Source organism: Clostridium sp. CF012, assembly GCF_018861755.1.
In the GTDB taxonomy this organism is placed as follows: domain Bacteria; phylum Bacillota; class Clostridia; order Clostridiales; family Clostridiaceae; genus Clostridium_AD.
Genome location: NZ_JAHLEF010000001.1, coordinates 283,846 through 308,150 on the forward strand (window position 1 = coordinate 283,846; position 24,305 = coordinate 308,150).

At 29.3% G+C, this 24,305-nt stretch carries 28 protein-coding genes; all 28 read right to left on the reverse strand.

Annotation, left to right across the window (positions count from 1 at the left end; translation table 11 throughout):
• Positions 1 to 261: 261 nt before the first annotated feature.
• The 28 genes from KPL50_RS01430 to KPL50_RS01560 all read right to left on the reverse strand — a co-directional run bounded on the left by KPL50_RS01430 (position 262) and on the right by KPL50_RS01560 (position 24,303).
• Complete coding sequence (locus tag KPL50_RS01430; protein ID WP_216296642.1) at positions 262 to 663, reverse strand: hypothetical protein; 402 nt, start codon at positions 661 to 663, stop codon at positions 262 to 264.
• Positions 664 to 668: 5 nt separating this feature from the next.
• Complete coding sequence (locus KPL50_RS01435; protein WP_216296643.1) at positions 669 to 1,115, reverse strand: hypothetical protein; 447 nt, start codon at positions 1,113 to 1,115, stop codon at positions 669 to 671.
• A 6-nt stretch (positions 1,116 to 1,121) separates the two neighbouring features.
• The gene (locus KPL50_RS01440) at positions 1,122 to 1,898 is read right to left on the reverse strand and encodes a hypothetical protein (RefSeq protein ID WP_216296644.1); all 777 of its coding nucleotides are present in this window, start codon (positions 1,896 to 1,898) and stop codon (positions 1,122 to 1,124) included.
• 79 nt (positions 1,899 to 1,977) lie between these two features.
• A complete protein-coding gene (locus KPL50_RS01445) occupies positions 1,978 to 2,397 on the reverse strand; it encodes a hypothetical protein (RefSeq protein ID WP_216296645.1) in 420 nt (139 codons plus the stop codon).
• Positions 2,387 to 2,845, reverse strand: coding sequence for a type II secretion system protein (locus KPL50_RS01450; RefSeq protein WP_216296646.1), 459 nt, complete (start codon positions 2,843 to 2,845; stop codon positions 2,387 to 2,389). Before KPL50_RS01450 ends, KPL50_RS01445 begins: the two co-directional genes overlap by 11 nt.
• The gene (locus KPL50_RS01455) at positions 2,842 to 3,288 is read right to left on the reverse strand and encodes a prepilin-type N-terminal cleavage/methylation domain-containing protein (RefSeq protein WP_216296647.1); all 447 of its coding nucleotides are present in this window, start codon (positions 3,286 to 3,288) and stop codon (positions 2,842 to 2,844) included. Before KPL50_RS01455 ends, KPL50_RS01450 begins: the two co-directional genes overlap by 4 nt.
• Entirely contained in the window at positions 3,269 to 3,712 is a 444-nt protein-coding gene (locus tag KPL50_RS01460) for a Tfp pilus assembly protein FimT/FimU (RefSeq protein WP_216296648.1), read from the reverse strand. Before KPL50_RS01460 ends, KPL50_RS01455 begins: the two co-directional genes overlap by 20 nt.
• A gap of 17 nt (positions 3,713 to 3,729) precedes the next feature.
• Entirely contained in the window at positions 3,730 to 4,926 is a 1,197-nt protein-coding gene (locus KPL50_RS01465) for a type II secretion system F family protein (RefSeq protein ID WP_216296649.1), read from the reverse strand.
• A 65-nt stretch (positions 4,927 to 4,991) separates the two neighbouring features.
• Positions 4,992 to 5,393 carry a hypothetical protein gene (locus KPL50_RS01470; RefSeq protein ID WP_216296650.1) on the reverse strand — a complete coding sequence of 134 codons (402 nt, stop codon included), beginning with the start codon at positions 5,391 to 5,393 and terminating at the stop codon, positions 4,992 to 4,994.
• Between the two features lie 31 nt (positions 5,394 to 5,424).
• The gene (locus KPL50_RS01475) at positions 5,425 to 6,987 is read right to left on the reverse strand and encodes a recombinase family protein (RefSeq protein WP_216296651.1); all 1,563 of its coding nucleotides are present in this window, start codon (positions 6,985 to 6,987) and stop codon (positions 5,425 to 5,427) included.
• A gap of 96 nt (positions 6,988 to 7,083) precedes the next feature.
• Positions 7,084 to 7,218, reverse strand: a complete 135-nt coding sequence (locus tag KPL50_RS27355) for a hypothetical protein (RefSeq protein ID WP_290443183.1) — start codon at positions 7,216 to 7,218, stop codon at positions 7,084 to 7,086.
• 637 nt (positions 7,219 to 7,855) lie between these two features.
• The gene (locus KPL50_RS01480) at positions 7,856 to 8,401 is read right to left on the reverse strand and encodes a type II toxin-antitoxin system PemK/MazF family toxin (protein ID WP_216296652.1); all 546 of its coding nucleotides are present in this window, start codon (positions 8,399 to 8,401) and stop codon (positions 7,856 to 7,858) included.
• A 177-nt stretch (positions 8,402 to 8,578) separates the two neighbouring features.
• Positions 8,579 to 9,067 (reverse strand): hypothetical protein, encoded by a 489-nt coding sequence (locus KPL50_RS01485; RefSeq protein ID WP_216296653.1) that lies wholly within the window; start codon positions 9,065 to 9,067, stop codon positions 8,579 to 8,581.
• Between the two features lie 14 nt (positions 9,068 to 9,081).
• Complete coding sequence (locus KPL50_RS01490; RefSeq protein WP_216296654.1) at positions 9,082 to 10,215, reverse strand: hypothetical protein; 1,134 nt, start codon at positions 10,213 to 10,215, stop codon at positions 9,082 to 9,084.
• Positions 10,216 to 10,228: 13 nt separating this feature from the next.
• Positions 10,229 to 10,570: a head-tail connector protein gene (locus KPL50_RS01495; protein ID WP_216296655.1), complete on the reverse strand. Its 342-nt coding sequence runs from the start codon at positions 10,568 to 10,570 to the stop codon at positions 10,229 to 10,231.
• Position 10,571: 1 nt separating this feature from the next.
• Positions 10,572 to 10,814 (reverse strand): hypothetical protein, encoded by a 243-nt coding sequence (locus KPL50_RS01500; RefSeq protein WP_216296656.1) that lies wholly within the window; start codon positions 10,812 to 10,814, stop codon positions 10,572 to 10,574.
• 68 nt (positions 10,815 to 10,882) lie between these two features.
• On the reverse strand, positions 10,883 to 11,728 hold the full coding sequence (locus KPL50_RS01505; protein ID WP_216296657.1) for a hypothetical protein: 846 nt from the start codon (positions 11,726 to 11,728) through the stop codon (positions 10,883 to 10,885).
• A 100-nt stretch (positions 11,729 to 11,828) separates the two neighbouring features.
• Positions 11,829 to 12,473 (reverse strand): DUF4355 domain-containing protein, encoded by a 645-nt coding sequence (locus KPL50_RS01510; protein ID WP_216296658.1) that lies wholly within the window; start codon positions 12,471 to 12,473, stop codon positions 11,829 to 11,831.
• Positions 12,474 to 12,549: 76 nt separating this feature from the next.
• Positions 12,550 to 13,329 carry a minor capsid protein gene (locus KPL50_RS01515; protein ID WP_216296659.1) on the reverse strand — a complete coding sequence of 260 codons (780 nt, stop codon included), beginning with the start codon at positions 13,327 to 13,329 and terminating at the stop codon, positions 12,550 to 12,552.
• On the reverse strand, positions 13,322 to 14,725 hold the full coding sequence (locus KPL50_RS01520; protein WP_216296660.1) for a phage portal protein: 1,404 nt from the start codon (positions 14,723 to 14,725) through the stop codon (positions 13,322 to 13,324). Before KPL50_RS01520 ends, KPL50_RS01515 begins: the two co-directional genes overlap by 8 nt.
• 16 nt (positions 14,726 to 14,741) lie before the next feature.
• Positions 14,742 to 16,475, reverse strand: coding sequence for a hypothetical protein (locus tag KPL50_RS01525; RefSeq protein ID WP_216296661.1), 1,734 nt, complete (start codon positions 16,473 to 16,475; stop codon positions 14,742 to 14,744).
• Positions 16,465 to 16,638, reverse strand: coding sequence for a hypothetical protein (locus tag KPL50_RS01530; protein ID WP_216296662.1), 174 nt, complete (start codon positions 16,636 to 16,638; stop codon positions 16,465 to 16,467). The genes KPL50_RS01525 and KPL50_RS01530 overlap by 11 nt, the downstream gene beginning before the upstream one ends.
• Positions 16,639 to 16,785: 147 nt before the next feature.
• Positions 16,786 to 17,829 carry a tetratricopeptide repeat protein gene (locus KPL50_RS01535; RefSeq protein WP_216296663.1) on the reverse strand — a complete coding sequence of 348 codons (1,044 nt, stop codon included), beginning with the start codon at positions 17,827 to 17,829 and terminating at the stop codon, positions 16,786 to 16,788.
• A gap of 309 nt (positions 17,830 to 18,138) precedes the next feature.
• On the reverse strand, positions 18,139 to 18,711 hold the full coding sequence (locus KPL50_RS01540; RefSeq protein ID WP_216296664.1) for a tyrosine-type recombinase/integrase: 573 nt from the start codon (positions 18,709 to 18,711) through the stop codon (positions 18,139 to 18,141).
• A gap of 224 nt (positions 18,712 to 18,935) precedes the next feature.
• A complete protein-coding gene (locus KPL50_RS01545) occupies positions 18,936 to 19,367 on the reverse strand; it encodes a helix-turn-helix domain-containing protein (RefSeq protein ID WP_216296665.1) in 432 nt (143 codons plus the stop codon).
• A gap of 28 nt (positions 19,368 to 19,395) precedes the next feature.
• Positions 19,396 to 19,629, reverse strand: coding sequence for a hypothetical protein (locus KPL50_RS01550; RefSeq protein ID WP_216296666.1), 234 nt, complete (start codon positions 19,627 to 19,629; stop codon positions 19,396 to 19,398).
• A gap of 73 nt (positions 19,630 to 19,702) precedes the next feature.
• Positions 19,703 to 19,984 carry a hypothetical protein gene (locus KPL50_RS01555; RefSeq protein ID WP_216296667.1) on the reverse strand — a complete coding sequence of 94 codons (282 nt, stop codon included), beginning with the start codon at positions 19,982 to 19,984 and terminating at the stop codon, positions 19,703 to 19,705.
• Positions 19,985 to 20,007: 23 nt separating this feature from the next.
• Entirely contained in the window at positions 20,008 to 24,303 is a 4,296-nt protein-coding gene (locus tag KPL50_RS01560; RefSeq protein ID WP_216296668.1) for a phage tail tape measure protein, read from the reverse strand.
• Positions 24,304 to 24,305: the final 2 nt, after the last annotated feature.

Here is a 24,305-nt window from a genome sequence, read left to right on the forward strand (position 1 = left end):
TTTCTACAGTTATATTGTAGAAATCTTTTATCCCAGTAAATTTAAATTTGACCCGTTTATAATTGAAATTTTCCTATGTAGTGATTGCTTTAAAATTTTTCTTATAATCACAGTAAATGTAAACATTACAGTGGAACAATGTTATTTTATCAAAACTGAATGATATTTGCAAATATAATTATGCAATATTTAAATAATCTTTATGTTTTTCATAAATATACTACTTAAAATACCTATATCTTCATTACATAGTGAATATATTTACTTGTTTTTTTTAAAATCAATATTTATAGTTGTAGTTTTAGCCTCTTTATTAATATTAATACCGTTTATTTTTAAGAGACTTTTGCTTTCATTTAAAGAGTTTAAAGCAGTATACAATAATTTTATATCTCCGGTATAATCTACGATCATATTACATTTCTCTTGTTCTATCATATTAATAGTTTTCACTTCAAAATCACTGGTTAGAATATCCATAATATCACTGTATCCATATTTTTCTACCTTCTGGAGATTTTTATCCACTGTAATATTAGTTGCACCTTTGTTTTTAATTCTATTGCTTTTATCCACTACAAAAATAAGTTTAAAAGACAAAATTCCCATTATCATTAGTAAAATTGTTAGCATCCTTTTTAATTTTCTATTTTTATGCATCATTACACCTATAATATAACTTTGAAGTTAAAATTCCCTTCATTTTTAATGTATGGAGTTAATTTTTTAATTGAATAGTGCTCTTCTATTCGTCTTATCACTTTAATATATTCCTCATAGTTATTAACTTCAATATCTATTTCCAAATTATCTTTAGTTATGTTAATATTCCTGTAGCTGAAATTATTATCCTCAAAAAACTTGCTCAGTTCTTTATATTTTTCAATAATTATTGCATCTTCATCTTTATTAACGGTTTCTATAACATTAATAGTTTTGTTTTCTTCATCTATCTCTCCCTCTACACTACCTATCTCATTAGAAATATTTAATACGAGGATTATCAAAATAATGTTTACTATTAAAGCTATTTTAATATACACTTTAACTTTTTTATTACCTATCTCACTTTTTCTATCTTCGTACCAATTTGGAATGAATGTTTTTTTCACCATAGATATCTACCCTTTTATTATTATATATTTTATCAATTCTGGACCTTTTAAGTTTTCTAATATTACCACAGGCAATGTAAGATATTTGAATTCTTCTATATATAACCCTTCTACATTTGCATAATAATTTTTTTTGCACTGTTTAGCATAGTTATTGTACTTATCTAAAAATTCATTCATTGCATAAGGGAATTTAAATAAAAGCAAATCCACAACCTTTACGTTTGTATTAGCTACAATTTCATCATTATGGCATATTAAAAAATATAAAATACAATTGTAATAAAAAACCAATATATAGTCTTTTTCATTTATTTTATTACAATAATAATTTTTAAAACAAAACTGAATTAAGTTTACTTTTTTTAAATTAATATTATTATCAATGCAGTTCTCTAATATGTCCAAGTTATTTCCACTAAGACAAAAAACTAATATTTCCATTTTAAATTCATCCTTATTAATCAACTTATAGGTAAAGGAAATATGATCTATGTCATTATAATAATATCTTAGTTCATTTTTAATCAGATCACTAATTAGATGTTTTTTAACCAGGGGAAGTGTGACCATTTTAATATAAATCGTCTCACCTTCAACAAGAACATATAAGTTTTTGTTCTTTATATCCATTACAAAATCTTTTATATTGGGGGTGTCCTTGTGATATATATTTCCGTAAGATATATTGTAAACTTTATTTAATATTATATTTTTAGAAAATTCTATACTTGAAATTCTTTCTGCACAAAATTCTAAAAGCATATTTCTTCTAATTTTCATCTTTCATCACCGCCATTTACTAATATAATCAGTCGTTTTAAATATTTTTGCCACTTGCCACTTGCCACGTGGATGGCACTTATTTGTAATCTGTTTTTATAAATACCATCTCAAAGCTTTCACCAATAGCTTCTAATTCAAAATAATCATTTCTATTTACTCCAGACTTGTAAGGTGTTGTAAAAATGAATTCATTACTTTTATTAGAATAACTCACATTAGATTTTTCATACTTTACTATGTAGCTTTTAGAAAAAAAGAACTCATTTATTCCTACTTTTTTTATTGCTTCACTATTTTCATTAACATAAGTAAAAAATAAAGTCATTAGATACTCCCTGTATCTTTGATAATCATCCTCTTTAAGTAGATATTCTTTAGTGCTTGTAGAATACTTTACTTCTGCTATTTGAATATCAAATATATACATCATTATAATTAAGCAAATAAATCCTGCTAAAATGGTATAAACCATTATAAATCCCTTTTTAGTTTGCATTTTTTATTGCTAAACACCTCTCTATTGTTTGACCATTGCACCAAATCACTTTAATATAAAGTGTTCTTCCGGTTCTTGTAGCCACAAATTCTTTCACCTCATCTATAATTACACTTTTATTGGAACTATCTACAGGTATACTATATTTTGTACCATACAAGATATAAAGATTGCCTTTGATACATTTTATGTGATTTATGGTGGTTCCATTGGAATAATTTATTTTAATAATATTTTCCTCAGTTTTTACTATATTAGCATCCTCATTCACTTCTTTTTCTATTATTGCTATAGCTTCATTTAAATAATTAAACCCCTTATTTTCTAATACATTATTTTTATAATTTTTCAAATAAGAGATAAGCATACTATCTACCACCCCCACCATCAAAGATACCAGCGCCATAACTATTACTATTTCTATAAGTGTAACTCCACTTTTTTTCATTTATGGTCACCTTTATAGAATTTACACTGTAATTCAGTAATATCCTCTGTGGTGCCAGGATGTATTGATAATCTTAGTGTGTATACCTTAAATTCACATTTTAAAAAGCTTAATTCTATAAATGAGTCCGTTATGATTGCCTCCTCTGAAAACACATCCATTACGCCTATTTGGATTTTATTCAAAGTCATATTTTCCTTGTTTACGAAAACTCTGTTATTTTTTTGCAACTGTTCTAATTCCTCAAAGGTCATAGAATATATAATATTGTTTTTCAGGCACTCCATAATGGCTACATTTTTATTTATAGTTTTTATATCCTTTTTTATATTAAGAGAAGTTACGCCAAAGGACATCATACAAAGGAAAATGGTGGAAAATATTCCTAAACTACATAACACCTCCAGCATTGTAAATCCTTTTTTATTTATTAATTTTGACATATGACGTACCTACTCTCATTGTAATTTCGTGGTCTATTGAATTATTATCCCTTAATATTATAGTGCATGCATCATTACTAAACCCATACCTATCAATTTCAATGGCTTTGTTTATTCTCCTACCTTGGACTTTATATAAGGTTATCTTTTTTGAGAATGCTAGTGTATTTACCGTATTAAGGCCCTTTTCTAAATTTATTTCATTTCTCTCTATATCAAAAGTTATTGTAGCGCTACAAGAATTTCCTCTACAATACATCTTTGAATTATTAATAAAACCTACTGTTGCATTACAATAATAATCTGCATCCACTTTATTTTTTACTGATTTATAGAACCTCACAGAAATAACGCTACAACCCAGCATTATGCTCATAATAGCTATAACCACTATCATTTCAATTAGTGTAAATCCCCTACGCATAAAGTTTCCTTCCTATATTAAATTTTGCCCACAGAGTCCATAACGTTGAGCATTGGTAGCATAACCGCTAATATAATTATGCCTATCATAATTCCTAAAAATATTATTAGAATTGGCTCTATTAGCGCAGTGGCTTTTTCCACATTTTCCTCTGCATCTTCATAGAATATATCTGCAGCTATTAAAAACATCCCATCTAAATTACCTGTTTCTTCTCCTATTTTTATCATAGCCACAAAAAATTGTGGAAATAGATTCATTGAATTTAAGGAGCTTGATAAATCCCCCCCTTTTTTAATATCATTAAAAACTGTTTTTAGCTTTAGCTTAAAATATCTGTTGCCAATAACATCATGAATTATTTCAAAAGAACTTACAAGTCCCACCCCACTAGTTAGTAATATATTAAGACCTCTTGTAAATCTTGTGTAAATAAGACGTTTATATACTGGACCTAATATTGGGCAAATAAATTTAAATTTGTCAAAAGCCATCTTTCCACTTTCTGTTTTAAAATATTCTACAAAAATAAAAATCAAAGTTAAATTTATCATTAAAATCCATAAAAAATTTGTTCCAAAAAAGTTACTCATCCCTAAAACAAGTCTGGTTATCAATGGAATTGACCCATGGAAAGAATTTAAATTTGTAATAAATACTGGAATTACTTTTATAAACAAAAAAAATGATACTATTGTTAATGTAACAAATACTGTGCAAGGATAAATCATTGAATTAGTAAATTTTTTTAAAAGCTTATGTTCTTTTTCATAATAACCTGCCAATTCATCTAGAATTATATCTAGCTTCCCGCTCTCCTCACCTAAATAAATCATATTTATCATAAACTCTGGGTATACATTTATAGTGTTTTTCATACTTGAATGCAGTGAATTACCCTTTTGTACATTTTCTCTAATGCTGTGGAGACTATTTTTTACAGATTTATGTAGCATTTGCTGACAAAGCAAATTAAGAGTGTCACAAATGGGAATTCCTGATTTAATACATATTGAGAATTGTCTGCAAAATATAGATATAGTTTTCAAATTAGGTTTCGTAGAAATTTCAGTTATTTTTTTTATAATCCTACACTTTATTAAAAATAATTCTTGTGCGCGAAGTCCTAATGCTAATTCTTCTATACTATCACTTTCAGTAATACCTTTTATTGTTATTCCATTGAATGTTTTAGCCATGTATTTAAATCTCATTTTATATTTCACCTATCACTAATCATCTAAAAAATGCTAGTAATTATACCATTTTTTTAGATGCCCTATTTAAAATTATAGCTATAAGTAGCATTTACAAATTCTTCTATTGATGTAACTCCATTGTGCACTGAGGCGCTACAACTCTCCATAAATGAATCTGATTTCACTTCATTACAATATTTCCAAAGCTCATCACTTATGCCACTTCTTGCTATAATGGATTTATGAACACTATCTAGTTTTAGTAATTCATATACAACAGTTCTACCCTTATATCCAGTTTCATTACATTTATTACAGCCTGCTCCTTTATATATTTTCTCCCCACTATTAAATCCTAAATGCTGATATTCTTCATTTACAATCTCGTATTCCATTTTACAAAAGGAGCATAATTTTCTTATTAATCTCTGAGCGAGTATTACAACTAATGAATCAGCAACTAGATAAGATGGAATACCCATATCTATTAGCCTAGATATGGACGTAGCAGCATCATTTGTATGAAGCGTTGTCTACTAACACCGAAAAATTATCTTTATTAATATTTACAATATATTTAACATCTGTATTTAAATATATATCAACTTGATTATTATTTTTTACAACAATTTTATTTAATAAGTATTTTATTATATCGTCACTTATAATTTTATTATCATCTTTCTTCGCATTTAATATTTTATTTAAATTATCAAGTCTTTCTTGTTTGCTTGTTATATTATTATATTCAAAAGAACTCTCATCTAATTCCTCATCTATTTTTTGCATTATATTTTCATATTCTAATTTTTTATTTATATATTCATCCTTACTAATTAACTCTTCTGAAAGTAAATCTATTAAACTATTTTTCATATTATTGTATTTATCTTTTTTATTCGTTAAGTCTTTTATTTTTGCGTCTATGCCATTATTGTTCATGGATAGTTCCAGTGCTCTAATAACATTCTTTATAGCCTCATCTTTGTTCTTCCAAAAATCATTAATCACATATCTCATGAGATTATCTAAAACGTCACATCTCAGGCTAACTTCATTTTTACAAGGTTGTCTTTTAGTCCTATAATTGTGACATTGCCAAATATCACTTTTACATTTCTTTCTTAACTCATGCCAGTATACTGCACCGCATTCACCACAAATTATTTTACCAGTATATATATAGGTGTTTGTTTTATGTCCAGCAATTTTCTTCATATTATTTGCATCTATATATGGCTGCCTTCTTGTCTCAAGTACCTTATTAGCTTTTTCCCATTTTTCTTTATCTATAATTTGTGGAATTACATCTTCTTTTATAATCCAGTTTTCTGGTGGTACATCATATATTTTTTTAGTTTCAAAATCGTAGTGTTTTTTATTACTAACTAGCAAACCCTTGTATTTTTCGTTTACTATTATTCTTTTTAAAGAAGTAGCATCATATTTATTTCCTTTAGCATTTTTTATGCCCAATTCATCTAGTTTCTTTGCTATTGTAGGAAATCCTATGTCTTCGATGTACAAATCATAAATCATTTTAACTATTTCAGATTGCTCTGCATTAATAATTAATCCTCCATTAAACAAATCATATCCTAGTATAGTGCTATTAGTACATACCTTACCATTTTTTTGTCTATGTTTATGAGCATTGTTTATTTTATTTGACAGATCTTTAGAGTATTGCTCAGCCATTAATGCCTTTATTCCTATTAAAAATTTATCTTCTGCTTTATAGTATTTATTCTCCATATAGAAGAATAATTTTTTATCATTTCTTATTAAAATATCAATAAATTTATACCATTCAAATACATTCCTATTTAATCTAGTTTCATCTTTTATAACTATCGTATCAAATTTATCTTCTTCTATATCCTGAATTAACCTATTATATTCTTTTCTATATTTAGTGGTAGTACCACTCTTACCCTCATCAACATATTGATCCACTAATCTCCAACTTTCATGTTCCTCAATAAATCCTATCATCTCTTTTATTTGATCTTGTAAAGCATTTAATTGTTGTTCCTCCACTGTTGATACTCTAGCATAATATACAACTCTATCCAAATACATCCATCACCTTTCGTTTTTAGTTGTTAGCTATCGTTAGTAATATATATTTAACATTATAAACTCTTTTAATATATATACAATAAAAATATTTTAAGCAATTTTTTTATTGTATATTTTATTATGTAATACTTCTATAGCTTTCTTTAATTCTGTTTTTGTAATTAATCCTTCTCTCTCTAGATCTCTTAAAATTATTTCTTCTAAGATATTAAACCCCTCCTCCAAAAAATAAAAAAGCAGTCAATTAAATCAACTACTTTTTAAAATTTCCTACATTATATATAACACTTAATTTACGACAAAATAATACGGACACATGTACTCATATTCTCACTCATTCTCAATTGATAATGTTAATCGGTGGATATAAAGAATCGTGCTGGTGTAAACCATGCCCTACTCTTTTAATACATGCTAACACTAATCCAAACGTAAATATACCGGCCTTCTTATATCAGCTTAACGAAAAAAGGGGACTAAACGAAATTAATCGCTCAGTCCCTTTTAAAAAATAATAATGAATAAGTGCTATAAATCTTATTTTTAGTCATAATAAAAACCCCCGAAATTAATCAGAGGTCTAAGTACGATAAAATGTGAAAAGCTCTGAATTATATATCAGAGCTTTCTAAGTTAAATATCGCAGAGAACTATTTAATTCACAAATGTGTTAAATAATTTTAATCTCTACGTGAACATGTAATATAATTACATGATTAAGTTGTATTTAATTAGTATTTACTTATAATAATATATTATTCTTTATGACTATATTTATTCTTTACGTTAATATATTATTCTTTATGTTATAAATTATTCTTTATGCTTATATATTATGCCGTAAAGTTGAATTTGTCAACACTTATTTTAGACCCAAAGAAATTTTTAACTTTTCATCAACTTCATTCATCTTTTCCTCACCGATGAAACAAATTTGTTCTTTAAGTCTATTTTTACTTATATTATTTATATGTTCAGTCTTAATTATTGATTTCTTTTTTAATTGTGAATTATCAATTTCAACATGGGTTCCAAACGTCCTTTTAGGTTTACCATTTTTATCCAAAGCATCCGTTAATGGAATGATAGTGACTGTATTACTAGTGCTGTTTCCCTGGCTACTTTGGACAATCAAAACTGGTCTAAAACCATTTTGCTCACTACCTATATTTTTTCCTAATTTTGCGTAATATACCCATCCTTTCTTTACATATCTTGGTTTATTTGAAGCTCCCTTTGTTACTTTGCATTGCTCAATTCTGATACTCTCTTCATGATTTAATTCAATTTTATCTAAAGTCCACTGTAAGATAGGCAACGCTACTCTAGCATTATTTTTGCTTATACACTTTTTAATATCATCTATCGCTTTGTCAATTTGTTTTTCTAAAGATAAATATGCGCTCATGCTTCAATTCCCCCTATAAGTTCCTTGCCCTATTGTACCATAAAATGTATTAATAAGAAAGATTTTGGAGAAAGTGAAGAGAGAGTGAAATTATAAATAAGTGAATGTATTTCAAATAACTCCAAACCTATTATTATCAAGGATTCACATACTTTAAAATTAATCCTCTATACCCTTTTATGTATTACTAAAAGTGCTATAAGTTAAAGTATAGCCATTATAATCCTTACTTGCCCAGGTATGTTGAGCTCCTTCATCTCTAAGTCCTTTCATCTTAACCGTGCTATTTTTATTATGTACGAAATTAAACATATCATCTAATTCGCTCATTATACCTACAACCCTTAAATCACCTTCATTTAACACATATAAAGAGGAATGTACTAATATTGTAAAAACGATGTTATAACCTCTTATATAAGGATTTATACCATCGTTTGAAATGTTTGTCATAACAATACTTAATATACTTATAGCTTCATCATCAGGTACCGAATTACAAAAGAGTATTTTCTTATTAATCAATCTCTCAGCTGCATCTTCTAAATCTGGCATAGCTAAAGCATCTGGAGTATCATAATGTAATAATTTACAGATTGTCTGATTAGCACATATCATCTTAGAAATTTCTTTGATAAATGTATTCATCTCTTTATATTTACTCATTCAATGTTTCTCCTTTACTTGTCCATTATTCCTTTTATTCTTAATAATTTCTTTATGATTATATCCCCACAAGTTGCAACTAGATAAAAATATCCCTTAACCTTTGTATTAACTGTTAAACGACAACTTGTATTTGTAATATTATCTATCAACGTTATTAATACGCTAGTATCCACATCATTCTTTTCAATAGCTTTTTCTAATGTAAATACAAATACTTTTGTAGGCTCCGCATTCGTGTTATTGTCTATAACCTTAAAAGTACGTTTTGCCTCAAGATTTATTGTTTCAATTGATGGAGCTTCTCCAGCTGCAATAATAGAATAAGGTGTTAAAACTGCTGGTGGAGTTTCTTCTGGGATGTCTGTATTATAAGTTTTATTAAATGCTATTTCTAAAGCCTTGTTATCCTCTGTGACGAACTGCCCTTTCTTGCAATATAAATGGATTAACCCTTGAACTTCTCTTGTATACCCCTCAATTTCCCAAGAAATACCCATAAGGATTAAACGATTATTATAAGTAATCTTTCTATGGGCCGCAATGTCCCTTATAAATAATTCTATTTTCCCATCTATAGTTGATATAATTTTACCTTCATTAATAGATTGGCTTGAAATTTCTACTATGGTAGGAGTCTCAAAGATTTTCTCACCTTTTACATAAAATTTTAAGATATGATGTGCTTTCCTAACTGCAGCTTTGTATATAGTATTAGTTTTAGATACTTCACCAATAACTAACCAGTTAGCTCCTTGATATTGAATTAGATCCCCGGTGTTAATAACAAAGTTTGATATGATAGTTTTATAATCAATTACTTTATCTGCATCCTCTTGAATTAAAGCTTTTTTATCTATATCATTAACTTTTATATCTTTTAAATCCATAAAATACAAATACACTTCCATGTGGTCTGAACATTTATCCACCTTAATTATTTTATAAATTACATTATCAATATTAAGATAAAAATTCTCATACATGAGTGGCTCTATATAATCTACAAATAACAATTTTGTGCATTTATAGTCGTAGTCTTCTTTATTTATGGTGCTTATGTGATCTTGAAAATCACATTCAATAGACTTAATAAGTGTATTTGTATAGGAGCTACCTAGTATTTTTACAATTGTATCATCAAACATTTTTGCACCCTCCTTAAAACATTACTATGCTTGGATATGGCAACATTGCTTTTATTTCTCCTGGGATTGTATCAATAGTATCTCTATAGGTTACACTTCTTTTACTCTCTGTATATTGCTTAACCCCTACGGCTTTCTGGTTATTATAATCATATTTTGCTAGGGCTACTATTGCATTAAAGTATTTGAGTTCAAATTCTCTATTAGCTTCAACATTTGTAAAGTCTATTTTTAGCCTTAAGTAATTATCAATTTTAACTTTAGCATTTTGAAGCATATAATTTAGAATTGCATCCTTTGACACATCTGTTAACTCTATGTTTAATAAAGTTTTTAGCATCTCTAAAGCAGTCAATTTATTCACCCTCTTTTAGGGATTCTAGTAAATCTTCTTTCTTTATCCCAGTATGTTTCAATCCTTTTTCTTTTGCAATTGCTTGAAGTTCTTTATATTCTAAAGTATCTAAATTCAAATTTGAATTCTGCTCATCTGGGATAGCTTGAACTACTTCATAATCCGAATCATTTTTAAGTCTATTTTGATGCTCCTCATTATTAATTTCCCATTTTACACCTGTGTTCTTATTTAAAAACAACATGTTTTTTACAACTCCTTTTCATAAAAAAATAGGGCACTTGAATTAACAAGCACCCTTGATGATATATCCTATTTATAAGCTATTTCAAATAATACTGCATACTTAGCCATAACAAGTTTAGCACCTGATATTACTTGTCCCATAGCTATAGATTTAAAGCCACTAGTGATTACAGAACTGTCGACAACTTTGTCTTCGTTAAATCCATTAACATGAGCAAAAGTTTTACCTGCAACAAATGCTAAACATTCAAAAGAATCTTTAACAGATGCTACTTCCTTTATAGCTACGTTGTTAGACTTCACGATTGTTAAGTTACCAACTTTTGTTACATAACCTAAAGGCATGTCCTGCTCTTTAGCTGTTCTTATAATAACATCCTTAGCAAGTAGTCCTGCAATTCTTGGAGGAAGCACAACGATTCTTCCTACCTGTGGTATTTCTAATTCGTCCATTTTAACATCAAGATCAATTAGATAATCATATATGTTAGTTTTATCAACTGAAGTTTTTGGGATTATGTTAGCTGCTAAAACTTCTGTATATTTAGATAATACTAATTTGTCAGCCTCTAAAGCAATCTGCAACCCCATGTCTGTTAGTGTCTCTGCAAACATACCTGTAGGCATACCCTCAGCTATATCTTTATGATTAATTTCAAATTTATAGTTCTTGTCTTGTTCTAGTTTAACCATTACAAAACTAGTGTCCAGTCCGTCTGCATCTCTTGATACTGGATTAGTTGCTGTGTCTTTTAGAGTAGCAGGGATAAGTATATTGACCTTAACGCTAGTACCCTTTCCTTGGATGTCTCCCTCATATTGTGTTGCGCAAAATTGTCTTATTACACTTGCATTCCTTTGTGCTACTAAAATCTCTCTTGATACTGTTTCTTGTACAAAATTATTTGCCATAATGTATTGTTCCTCCTCTTTAAGTCCAGTGGACTATTGTGGTGTAATTTTATTCTTTAAAGTCTGTAAAACCCTAAAAAAGACATAATAAAAGGACTAATTATTTAATTAATCTTTGCTTAGCTGATTCTCGTATTCGTTCTCTGTTTTTTTCATACCAATCCATGTCATTTTTATTTTTATCCCATTCACCTTGAGATATTAATGTAGGTGGTGTGTTAGATGCATTTGCAGGTATATGCACATTGTTACCAAACTTAGCCTTGATAGCTTCCTCAATATATGATTTCATGCTATCCTCAAATAAACTAATATTTGCATTTGTAACTGTTTCATCATCATTAATTAAGAAGTCCACCATATTACTAGGTATTTTCTTTTGCTGAAGAACGTCTTTATATTTAGACATTTGCTCAGCTTTTGTTTTCGACTTCTCCATATCAGCAAATTTTTGTTTTAAGTTTTGCATTTCTAATTGGTCAGGAGTTAATGAGGGATTCTTTTTTAACATTTCAGCATCGATTAACTTTTGTAAGTTGTTAGTTTTAAAAGTTTCTATACCCTTAGTAACTTTAGAATCTGAATAAGAGCTCAAATATCCTTTGCCTTCATCGTTAGTCTCTAAAAAGGACTTTACTCCTGTTAAATCCATCTTATTCAATCCACCAACGTAACTTTTAACCTCATCATTCTCCTTGTTTGTGTTCATGTATTCTATTACCTCATTAAAATTTTCAATTGCCATTTATTATCATCCTTTCGTGTACTCTATAGTCTCTAGTCCTAAAGAGTCATTATTTTTTTATTTAAATTTATTATTCTTATTGATCTGCTGGCACTAAGATACAATGGCAATTTACATGTGTAGAAATTATTGGTATAGGTGCATCTTCTATGTCAAATATTTCTCCATCTAATTCACCACATTGCCCGCATGTATTTCCTTCAAGTTGTGAGACCCATTGTACTTTTTTAACTCCCTTTTGATTGTATAATACCTCTGCTGTAGCATTATAAACCCTTGCTATTTCATTATTAGTAAGTCTCATAGCAACTTTCATTTCACTTTCAAATCTACTTTCTATATTGTCTTTCAAGTCTTCTATAGGCTTAGATTCTTTTAGTGATTTTTTTATATCATTCTTTAACTTACCATTGAAGATAGTTTTATCATCTTTAATCCTCTGTAAGTTTGTTTTCCCATTAATTTTAAATCCTGTTGTGATCATGTCTATTTCTTCCTTACTAATATTTTTTAAGTCCTTAGAGTCCTTAAATAAAATATTATAAGTCTTACCATAAACCTTATTAAAAACAAGATATAGAATTATAGGAAGTGCGGTTTTTTCTTTTTCATACAGTCCTTTACTTATTTTAAGTATCAAAGGTTTTATATTACCTAATTCCCTATTCATATCATTTTGATTGATACGTAATTGACCATTCTTTGTATATTTCTTATATATTTTATTGATCTCATTAAGCAGCTCATTTTTATATACCTTATACTTGACTAATGAAGTAGCAAATTTACTATTATATTTCATAACAAAAACAAAAAGAGCTAGTAGTTGTTCTTCTAACTCCTTTTGATTATCCATTGTTCTTATCTATGGGAATATTATCGTCAAGATTTATATTCGCATCCAATATCCCTCCAGAATCAAGGTTATTTAACATTCTTCTTTCCTCAAGATACTTTTCCCATTCTAGTTGAGGGTTATCTATGAAAGGACATAAGCTATATAGAGTCTTATAACTCATAGATTCTTTATTCTTAGATATAAAGTCACCCAGAACCGCAATATCTACTGGTACGTTTATAGTAGTTTTGCTAATAACATCTAAATTACTGTAACTAGTTCCATTAGCTAAACTATCAAAATTATATATAAGTCTTATTTCGTTCATGATTGAGTCAGTTAGTGCATTCGATACTTCCGCACAACGTTGCTCTAAACCCACCATACGACCTCTTAAATTGGAACCGCTTGTATTAGAGGTATTCTTTTCATTATTATTGAGATGGTTAGATTGTTGGTATATTTGATCTATACAAGTCTCAATTAATGTGATAGCAAATTCTGAATTAATATCTCTACTAATCCATTTAACATCACCGTCAGACGGAACATATATAACTCCACTTTCATTGATACTCTTTTTATCCTCTTCCTTAATCTCTGCTCCCTTAATTGCCATATATGAAGTTCTAAAATCATTTGATATATTAATATTATTTGATAGAGATATATTAAGATTATCATTCAATCTTTTAATCTTATCGAATATAGTTTTACCTATATTACATATACTTACTGGCACTTCTTTAAATAGGTTTTCCTTAGTTTCTACTAATTCAAAATCTTTTAAATTATATTCAACCGGATTAATAGTTTTTGTATCTTTCTCAAGAACTTTATATGTTGAAATAGATTCCTTGGTATATACATCTACATATTTACTATCATCAAAAAAGGTTTTAGTATATACATAGAAAAAATACTCTATTTCGTCAAAATCATTTTTAATAATAAATGAATTCATGGGATTATATATTTTAGATTTTAATGTAAAGCCTCCAGTAAAGACATCTGGAACATAATAAAGTAGTTTATAAGCTTGTCCATAAATACCTACTTGTTTTAGTAAGTCAAGGTAACAATTTTTACTGAACCCTTTTATGTACCTATATAAAGTATCTATATGTGAAGTTTCTTTCGTAGTTGAGGTAAAACATATAGGATTGGATGCGACATAAGATGCTTCCTCGTCAACAAATTTTCCAATATAATTACTTACTATTATTTCATTAGAACGTGCTGAGCCTTTTAAAACATTATAATCTGTTAATATATCATGCTTGCCATTATAATATTTTTGCTTTTTAGAATACTCAAAGTCTGGTGCATTTTGAAGCTTGTTAAATGTATCAAACATTTTGTTTAACATTATACTATCTAATGGTATAGTATTTGTTATTATAGTTTCTGCCATTTCGTATTACTCCTTTCTATAAGAAAAATTTTGTATCAAATTTTATATATTGAGTTGTTTTAATTTCATCTATCATCTTGCATGCCTGGGCTACACTATCAACAAAATCATCATGAATTGTATATCTAGTTCCTGCAAATTCTCTTAGTTGCTCAATTGCTTCTGAATCTTCTTCATTGAATACAACTTGTCCTAAGTTTACTGCTGGAACTATGGTATTTATTCGATCATCTTTTGACTTATTATCTCCGTGCATTTCAAACTTAATATTTCTGTGGTTTAAGTCAACATCTTCTTTAATTAGTTCTTGTAATCTTAAAATATCTGCTCCACCATAAGTTAGTTTCTCTGCACTCACAAAATTAACGTCTTTAAATAATCTCAATAAACCTAAAGTATGTTTTAAATAATCCTCAAATTCTAAGTCTTTTCTAAATTTATGAATCTCACCTTTACGGATATATTTTATTTTATTATCTCCTAAACTACATATTGCAAACGCAAAATAATCTTTCTTATTTCCACTTGTTTTAGTTCTAGTTTTAGCAGGATCAATAACTAATATACTTTTCAAAAACTTATGCAGTTCAATCTCTTTAGGCGACTCAGTAACGGTTGTTTTAAATCTCTTCTCGCCAATATTATTCACGTCGTTTTGATACTCTTGTTTAAATGATACTGGGGACTCAAAATATTTAATTGCAATATCAAGACAATTCCAGAACTCATTCCATAACATAGGATATTGCATTTCAGGCTCATGTAAATAGTAAAAATCTTTAGCATTAAGTAAACTGTTTTCATCTTTACTGTTTACATATATTTTATAGAATTCTTCCCATAAACCAGTGTTAAAATATTCATCTATATCATCAAGTAATATACATTTTTTTAACGTACTTTTCCATGACCTAGTATTTAGTATTCTTGAATAAAAACATTCCTTATGTTGGATTGTACCGACTGAGAGCATAATAGACGTGTTGGCCTGAGTGGCATTTTTCAAACTATCATTATATAGTTTCCATTTCTTTTCTCGTGATTCATCTGTTGATACTTCATCATCCTTTTGGAAATCATCCATTATTAATAAATCTATTCTAGTAAAGTTATCATTTTTACCTCTTGATGCTGAGGACGCTGAAACGGATTCTATTTTTACTGTATTAGTTAATTCTATAACACTACTATTAAAAGTAAGTTTCTTTTTATCTGTTAGTTTTCCAAAGGCCTTTTCTATTAATTTATTATTAGTTAATGCATTTCCTATATTTTTTAAGAACGATGCAGCGGTATCTTCTACAGCTGAAGCTATAACTATGTAATCTTTAAATTTATAGCAAGCGCACCAAATGGCTAAAGGTGTTGATATACATGAGGTCTTACCAAACGACCTTGGGCATATGTAATTTCTCTGATTATAGTCTTTTTTAATAACCATATCTTCAAGTTCATGCCATATTTCTATATGTATTTTGCTTAATTTCGCCTTGCTTTTTTTTATAATTTCTTCTTCTGTTGGAACATATATATTAGATAGAAAATATAAGCAGAAATATTCTAAGTCCTGTGAAGCAACGAGCCATGCAAGTCCTTTAAATCCAAAAATATTTTGTTCTGAGTCTATTGTTTTCTGTGCTATTTTCAAGGCCTCTTTATGTGATAATCCCTCTTTCTCATACATTTTAGTGAGGTGTTTTTCTAGTAGTTGTAGGTCTTTTAATTGTTGTGATAATTGACTATCTGCCATACATGACACCATCTTTTGCAGAAATTATTGAGTATTTAGCAGATAGGTCTTCTAGTTCTATTAAAAATCTATTGAGTGCTGCATGATTTATATTTTTGTTGTCTAATTTTATAGTTATTAGTGTTGAGGTACTTGGATCGTTATTTATTATTGTGTTGTCCATTATATATTTTTATCCTTTCTTTTTATATTTAGTTGTTTTTAAAAGACGACGCAAAAATACCGTAAAATCCATTTCTGAATAATACGGTATTCTAAGAAATCATATATACTCATAAATTAATATTCTTCTTTAATTTATGAAAATAAATCAATACATTTTGGAACTTAATAAGCCTGGATCATTATATACATATTTCTTTTTAATTTCATCAATTTCGATTTTATACTTTTTCACTACATTTTCAATTTTAATTTCATTAATTAGATTAAAAAACGCCTCTGCCTCTTCTCCTGCATCTTTACCTCTTAAATTCTTTAATAGTGAAAAAGCCCTATCAATATCTCCTTCCCTATTACACCTATCAAATGCTTCTATTAGAAGTTTTTGATTGGAAATATTAACTTCATTTATGTCAATTGATTTTTCTAATAATTCAATTGCTTTTTTATAACATTTACTATTTAGCTTAATTAAACCTAAATTACCATATGAATAAGCTTTAAAAGTGTCATCCTTATCACAATATTTTATTGCTTTATTATAGTATTCCTCTGCTTCTACTATATCTTCCCGCGTAACTAGCATAGCATAATTATGATAAAGTTTTGACTTTCTTTTTTCTTCAATTATTCCAGGCTCTTTATCAATAATATAAAATATTTCTTTATATGCTTTCATAGCATCACTATCATTCCACCAGGTTTTTTTAGTCTTTTCTGATTCTGCTTTCATCTCCAACAAATCTATCCTATTTAAGTTTGAAATATTTAATGCTTCCTTTTTTACTTTTTCTAAAATCAAGTTCATTTCTTTGATTTTTTCTCCAACTTCATTATCAAGGCTTGTCTTATCTTTTTCTATCATATTTTTCAATGCGACAATATCTTGTTGTAAGTCTTTTTTTATACTTTCAATCTCTTTTGACTTAATATACTGAAATAAGGAGAATGTAGTTATAATAACTGTGATATATACAGTGGTAATAACAATAATATTATATATTTTATTCATAGCATTATCAGTAGCATTCATAACACTTGTTATTGCATCTATTGTAATATTCTTGCTATTCACACCTATAATATTATTAACATCACTCTTAAAGTTCAACAATAAAAATATTACTACTGTTACAAACACAAACAAAATAACTATAAAAAAGTTTTCCGATTTCCATTTAAAAGGTTTCATATCTTTGCCCCCTGAAATTAATATTATTGTCATAATTACACCCACATTTATATCTAAATTATAGCATGTTTTGTTCAATGAAATGGTATTATATTCATATTATTCATTAATACCATTCTTCTTTTATTCAAAGTCTTATTTTTCGATAAAAAATTCTGTGGAGGTTACTGAACTAAAATTTCTGTTTTATCAATTAGAAGTACCCCTACCCTGTCTATATATGTCGAACGTTATAATCAAATATCTAAATAAACCCCTTGTATTTACACACATATTTAACTAGAATAAAAAAAGAAGATAGTTTATTTACTACCTTCTAAAATTCTTTAGTGCATCTTCATATTCATCATCAACTATGTGAGTATATATCATTGTAGTGGACAAATCACTGTGGCCTAGTGCCTTCTGTACTAATCTAATGTTCTTTGTGTCCCTTAATAAATCTGTGGCAAAACTATGTCTTAGTGTGTGTGGACTTATCTTCTTTGTAATACCGGCTTTACTAGCATAGTTCACAACCATTTCCCTTATGTCTCTATCTTTTAGCTGTGCTTTATCTCTATTAGTGAATACATGTTGACACTTACCCAGTTTGTCGGTCTGTTTTTCTTTCCATACTCTTAATTCTTCTAACATTGCATCACTAAGCCATAACATCCTATCCTTAGAGCCTTTACCTTGTACTACCTTCAATTGACCACTCATTAGGTTTATACTACTCCATTTCAGGTCTATCATCTCAGCTAGTCTTAGGCCTGTTGATAGGAATAGTTTAATCATCATCTTGTTTCTATGTGAATTAAAGTATCTTACATTAAATACATTTAATAATAACTGCTGCTCTTCTGTTGTTAGAAACTCTGGGATCTTCTTATTACTCATAATATTAACCACCTTTATAATAATTGTAACTTTCCACCCATTCTACATATTATCGGTGGTTATTCACTACAACTATTATTGTACACTTATATTTTATACAAGTCAAGTGTAATAGGTGGCTATTCACATAGAACTCCATTGTCTTAATACAATACGCATAAAGTACACCCCTAACCGGGGTACTCTATTAAGATAGTAGACAACCTAATATCTCCATCTTAATGCTATTCTTCTATATCCTCTGTAGTATCTGATCCTGTGGTACGATACTTCTTCAATAAGTCCTTAGCATTATCAATGTTATCAGTAGTTTCACTAACAGTAACATCAACGTTTGCAGTAGGAGAACCTATAAGATAGGCAAGTAATACCTCGTTTGCCTTAAGTTTACTACGAATATCAGTGCTTTTATTAGCTATATCTTTGAGATTATTGACGTAATTTGTCGCATCACGCATCAACATAGCCCTAGTCTGGGTTTTCATATATGTTGCTTCATCCTGCAATCGCTTCACTACATCCACACGTTTCAAATTATTATATACTGTCCTAATAGGAATCCCTGTTTGCTTACTTATTTCAGTAACTCCCACACCTTGTATATATAACACTAATATATCTTCTATTTCTTCCTGAGATGTTGGCACACCTTTCATCTTATCACTCCCTTTCTGTATTTACTTTCTAAATTGTTTTATATCCCGTATTTTTCTTTTTACTGGCTATACGTTTAAATTTACTTATAGCCAATCTAGTACATTCATTTGAGGATATGAATTCAGTTTTTACTTTCCCATTTTGTTTGCATTCCTTTTTCCAGTGTTCTATTATCTCTTCAAAAGTTCCTACAAATTGTTTCGGCTTACTCCAAACCCAAGGATTACTATGTCCATTATATTTATATCTATCTATATACACTATTAATAAAACCTCCCAATAATATAAGGAGTACAGTTTCCCATACTCCTTATTTTTTAATCTCTCTCTTATTTTAATAAGGTCTTAAACACTTAATATATTTAAATGAAAAATCATTATTTACAACCTCAATTAAAACAACGTCACCAACAAAATATTGAGATGTTGGCATGCTTGTACCATTGATACTACTATTAAATCCATTTATCTTTACTGTATATTGATTATCTCCAAGTACTTCCGTTATAAAACCTTCTCTTGTATAATTATACTTAACATTTTTAATCTTTCTATCAAAAAAACAAACAAGAGATCTGTACATTGCATCTTGTATATCTACATATGTTCTACTCATATTAATTCTCTCCCTTCAATATTTTATGAGGATTTTTGCCAAATGGCACTTTGTAAGTTTGTAAGAGCACTAATTATATCCTCAGTGGAATTAGCATTTGGAAAATTAACATCTTTTATATTATAATTATGATGTACCTCTCCTTGCTTCGTATTATTATTAACACTACTAAGATTTATCTTGTCCATAACATCACTCATATTCATTAGTCCTTTTGGTATATAAGTCATAAGTTGTCCATAATCAGGCATTACATCTCTTGCACTGAGCTTAGGTGCCTCTATTCTTTCCATAGAACCTAAAGTCCTTGGTAGCTCCTGAACTAACTGATTAAAACCTGTTGTCTGAGTAGAGGACAATACTCGTTCCTTTGTATCCACCATAGCAAGTTTACTGCTACTCCCACTCCATGAACCAACTTCTCCACCACTAGCAAATCTAGGTACAACTCCTTGGCTGGATAATATTTTCTCATTTAAAGCATATGTTGCATCCCTATTAATCCCTGTAGCCCCGTCTCCGCTAGACACTATGATATTAACTCCACTACCATACTTTGCCTGTAACATTGCCTTATCTACCTCTGTATTTACGGTAATTGAAGCCGAATTACCAACTCCTGTAGTACCTTTTACAGTAGAGCCTAATGTACCACTTGCTTGAGATAACGCTAAAGAATTTTGTAGGGCTTGTGCAGTAGCTACATCTAAAGTGAGTTGTTTTATTATCTCAACCCAATTATTTCCATATGTCTTTCTTAATATTTTTAATTTCTCGTCTGCAAGAAGATTCATGTCGTTATAATGAAGAGTCATTAGATTAGTTTCTATAGTTTGATGGGCTTCAAGAATGGATAATTGTTCATTATAATCCTTATCCTTTGCAGTTTTTTGGTCTGCTAGTGATTGCTTTAATTTATTTAATGTTTCCGTTTGATGCTTTAATGCTGTAGATTTTTCCCAGTCATTATTGCTTTTAATTTGGTCATTTACTGATTTCTGAGCACTTTCCACTGCTTGAGCATCTGCCACATAACCAAATTGAAAACTTCCATCAGCTTGTTTTGTAAGAGTTTGAACGTTTTTATTATTCTGTGCATTTTGTAAAGCAGTTTGTTTTTCTGTCAAGTCATTCTGATTCTTTAGACGAGTTTCAATTTCCTCTTGGATGTCATTTACTTCATTTAAACTATCTATTTGTTTTTGAATTGCATCTTGTTGTCTTAGATTTTCTTCATCATATGCTTTTATATTTTGGTCAGAGGTTCCTGATCCACCGTAGATGCTAGATGATAATTTATTTATTTCATTCTGTTGTTGTTGTTTTAATTCAATTTCTGCGCTTACCTTTTGCTTTTCAAGAAGTGAGTTAATTTGTTCTAAAGTTGATTCTTTAATAGCTTTTGTAACCTTAGAAATTTCAATAGCTAAGTCTTGGTATCCTGCTTTGGTTTTAGGAATTTCTGTGTTCTGTAATGTAAAAAATCTTGTCAACGATGTGTTAAAGTTATCATATTCTTTTTTTAGGCTATTATATAATGTTTTATCCTTATCATTCCTGTGTGCATTTACGGCATTTAACTTTTGTTGTAACACAGCGTCGGAATTTGTTGGATCTAATCCATTAAATTTAATTCCTTTAGAAGATAGAATTTTTGTAATTTCGGAGCGTTCTTTTGCTTGCTCGCTTTCTATATTCTTTTGTGCTATTTGTTTTTTCTTGAGTAATTCTATTTCTTCCTTTTGGAGGGATATTGCCTCTTTAATATTGTCATTTGCTTGTGCGTTAGATTGCAGGGATGCATTTATGTCGAGAAGGTTTTGAGTTTTTAGAAGTTCTTGGTTTAGGGAGTAGTAACGATCTTTAAGTAGGAGAGCTTCGTTTACCGATTTTTCTGCTGAGTTTGAACCTGTATCCTTTTTTGCTTTCTTTGGTTCCTCTTGGGGTTTATATCCACTCCCACCAGTGCTTGCAGAAACCGTAGGTAATTTCATATTAAATATACTTTTAAGACTTTCAATTCTATTTACACTATCTTGTAATCCTTTTTCACCTATTTTATTAGCCGATATAATTGTATCAAAGTAACCGTTTTTCCCCGTAGATGTATTGCTTAAAGCACTGTTTAAACTCTGGTAACTTAAAATTTTTGATTTCATATCATCCAATGATTGCATTGTACCTGCATGAATTGCGGATGCACTATTTATTGCCATCGAAATTTCTGTATTTCCTGTCAGTACACTTTGTTGTTTGACTAAATCGAGAGCAGTAATCTGATTATTTAAGTATCCAATATTAGATACAACTGCATTGCCGTGAGAATCAGTACTTACAACAAGACCGTCCACACGACCTACTAATTCCGTAGTTAAGTTGCTTAATATTTTTTTCTTATCGGCTGATAGATTTTCCTCTTTGCTTAAACTCATATAAGAACCTATTAAACCCTGTGTTTCGGTAGCTTCTTCAATAGTAGCGTTAGTTTTATTTTGTATAGCTTTAATGGAATCTGAGGTAGCAATGTTGCTCTCTGCTGCACCTAATTCAATTATCTTATTCTTTGTCTTATCTACGGAGAAACCTGCCTCTTCTAAGGTTTTGATAAACTTATTTAATTTTTCTTTGTCTCCATTTGTTGCATACCCTAATCCCAAATCAACGTCATAAGATTCTGATGCTTTTTTAGCCAACTCGTCTAATACCTTTTGTTGTTCTTTCAATTTATCTGTGTTGCTTTTAATTTCATCACCATTCATTTCAGATATGGACTTATTTAACAATTCATAAGAAGATTTCAACTCTTTAACTTGTTTAGAGTGCTGATACTGGCTATATGTAACGGTGGCAACAACTGCAGCTAAAGCAGCGAACCCTAGAACAATTGGGTTAAATGATAATAATGTAAGTGCTTCCAGCCCAAATGCATGGAGGTATTTAAATGCTGTTACGCATCCCATTATCCCAACTTCTATAAGCTTAAAATTCTTAACGGCTATTAACATTCCTATCCAAACTTTCGTTAAGTCCTTCCCATCTGTTACAAGAAACTCCACAACATGAACTATTTTTGTCAAATCATTTAGTACACTTTTAAGTACATCTCCATTAACCAATTGCGTGTATAAGTGTTCTAAAGTCGCCTTGAGTTCCCCTAAAGAACCTTTAGCGGAAATGAGGTGTTCTTCATATGCCTTATCAACGCTTCCGCCTGCTAGTTTAATGTTATTTAAATTTCTTAACGTTTCTGCTTGATTTTGCATAAGAATATTAAAAGTATTAATATTTTCCTTTTGTGCTAGGGAAGCTCCTAATTCTGCTTGTTGTACTTCAGTAAGTGTTGACCACTTCTCAGCTAAATCATCTAAAACCTGATTAGCACTTTTAAATGTATCTTTTGTTGAACGCATAGTTATATTTATTTTATTGAGTTGATCTTCGGCTTTATTTAATCCTATTTGGTCTTCTCCGTTGGTCATTTTTGTCATATTTAAAAAAATATTTCGGAAATTCTTACCCACGGACTCTGCCGTTTGCTTTGACTTACTTTGTACTGTTGTTAGCCCTGCAACTAAATAATCTATGGGAACTTTTGCTTGTTTAGCGGTAGAACTTGTGACCAATAAACTTCTCAATAATCTATCAGTACCGGTAGCACTTGTATTATCCATTTTAACAACACTATCTAAAACATTTTTTAAACCATCTCCAGTTAAACCATAGGCATTCTTTAGTGCAATAGCTTGACTTGTAGTGTCCTTTATTTTACTTCCTGCAATTTCACTTGTCTTTATGGTCATTTTTGATAGTTCAGTTATTTCAGACAAGGTTGCTCCGGATCTCAACCACTCTTCATTGCTTTCGGAAACTATACTTGTTGATTGCTTTAATTCTAAAGCTAAAGCATTCCAATCCTTAGTATATCCTTGAACCTCTGAACGTGACTCTCCTGAAATCATACTTACATTTCTAACGCGCTCATCTTGTTCAAAAGCAAAACTTACGGCTTTACGTGTCTCCATTAACGCTAAATTAACTAATGAACTAACACTCAACCATCTCATATAAAATCCTGTTAAACTCCCCAAGCTTGATCCTAAATTTTTAAAACTGCTTGAAGTATTATTAGCAGAACTCCCTAAAGTGTTCATGCTGTTGTTAATACTATTAATTTGGCTTGTAGTATTACTAATTTGAATTTTAATTACTGATTTGTTTGCTTGATTCTGTAAATCACTCAGTAATTTTGCAAACTCTTGCTTGGTTTTATTAACACTGGATATATCAAGCCCCGTTTTTACTCCTATAATTTTAACCATCT

Excerpts from the sequence above, each read along its gene's own strand:
- KPL50_RS01430 (WP_216296642.1), bottom strand. The coding sequence starts at position 663 with ATGATGCATAAAAATAGAAAATTAAAAAGGATGCTAACAATTTTACTA.
- KPL50_RS01435 (WP_216296643.1), bottom strand. The coding sequence starts at position 1,115 with ATGGTGAAAAAAACATTCATTCCAAATTGGTACGAAGATAGAAAAAGT.
- KPL50_RS01440 (WP_216296644.1), bottom strand. The coding sequence starts at position 1,898 with ATGAAAATTAGAAGAAATATGCTTTTAGAATTTTGTGCAGAAAGAATT.
- KPL50_RS01445 (WP_216296645.1), bottom strand. The coding sequence starts at position 2,397 with ATGCAAACTAAAAAGGGATTTATAATGGTTTATACCATTTTAGCAGGA.
- KPL50_RS01450 (WP_216296646.1), bottom strand. The coding sequence starts at position 2,845 with ATGAAAAAAAGTGGAGTTACACTTATAGAAATAGTAATAGTTATGGCG.
- KPL50_RS01455 (WP_216296647.1), bottom strand. The coding sequence starts at position 3,288 with ATGTCAAAATTAATAAATAAAAAAGGATTTACAATGCTGGAGGTGTTA.
- KPL50_RS01460 (WP_216296648.1), bottom strand. The coding sequence starts at position 3,712 with ATGCGTAGGGGATTTACACTAATTGAAATGATAGTGGTTATAGCTATT.
- KPL50_RS01465 (WP_216296649.1), bottom strand. The coding sequence starts at position 4,926 with ATGAGATTTAAATACATGGCTAAAACATTCAATGGAATAACAATAAAA.
- KPL50_RS01470 (WP_216296650.1), bottom strand. The coding sequence starts at position 5,393 with ATGGGTATTCCATCTTATCTAGTTGCTGATTCATTAGTTGTAATACTC.
- KPL50_RS01480 (WP_216296652.1), bottom strand. The coding sequence starts at position 8,401 with ATGAGCGCATATTTATCTTTAGAAAAACAAATTGACAAAGCGATAGAT.
- KPL50_RS01485 (WP_216296653.1), bottom strand. The coding sequence starts at position 9,067 with ATGAGTAAATATAAAGAGATGAATACATTTATCAAAGAAATTTCTAAG.
- KPL50_RS01490 (WP_216296654.1), bottom strand. The coding sequence starts at position 10,215 with ATGTTTGATGATACAATTGTAAAAATACTAGGTAGCTCCTATACAAAT.
- KPL50_RS01500 (WP_216296656.1), bottom strand. The coding sequence starts at position 10,814 with ATGTTGTTTTTAAATAAGAACACAGGTGTAAAATGGGAAATTAATAAT.
- KPL50_RS01505 (WP_216296657.1), bottom strand. The coding sequence starts at position 11,728 with ATGGCAAATAATTTTGTACAAGAAACAGTATCAAGAGAGATTTTAGTA.
- KPL50_RS01510 (WP_216296658.1), bottom strand. The coding sequence starts at position 12,473 with ATGGCAATTGAAAATTTTAATGAGGTAATAGAATACATGAACACAAAC.
- KPL50_RS01515 (WP_216296659.1), bottom strand. The coding sequence starts at position 13,329 with ATGGATAATCAAAAGGAGTTAGAAGAACAACTACTAGCTCTTTTTGTT.
- KPL50_RS01520 (WP_216296660.1), bottom strand. The coding sequence starts at position 14,725 with ATGGCAGAAACTATAATAACAAATACTATACCATTAGATAGTATAATG.
- KPL50_RS01525 (WP_216296661.1), bottom strand. The coding sequence starts at position 16,475 with ATGGCAGATAGTCAATTATCACAACAATTAAAAGACCTACAACTACTA.
- KPL50_RS01530 (WP_216296662.1), bottom strand. The coding sequence starts at position 16,638 with ATGGACAACACAATAATAAATAACGATCCAAGTACCTCAACACTAATA.
- KPL50_RS01535 (WP_216296663.1), bottom strand. The coding sequence starts at position 17,829 with ATGAAACCTTTTAAATGGAAATCGGAAAACTTTTTTATAGTTATTTTG.
- KPL50_RS01540 (WP_216296664.1), bottom strand. The coding sequence starts at position 18,711 with ATGAGTAATAAGAAGATCCCAGAGTTTCTAACAACAGAAGAGCAGCAG.
- KPL50_RS01545 (WP_216296665.1), bottom strand. The coding sequence starts at position 19,367 with ATGAAAGGTGTGCCAACATCTCAGGAAGAAATAGAAGATATATTAGTG.
- KPL50_RS01555 (WP_216296667.1), bottom strand. The coding sequence starts at position 19,984 with ATGAGTAGAACATATGTAGATATACAAGATGCAATGTACAGATCTCTT.
- KPL50_RS01560 (WP_216296668.1), bottom strand. The coding sequence starts at position 24,303 with ATGGTTAAAATTATAGGAGTAAAAACGGGGCTTGATATATCCAGTGTT.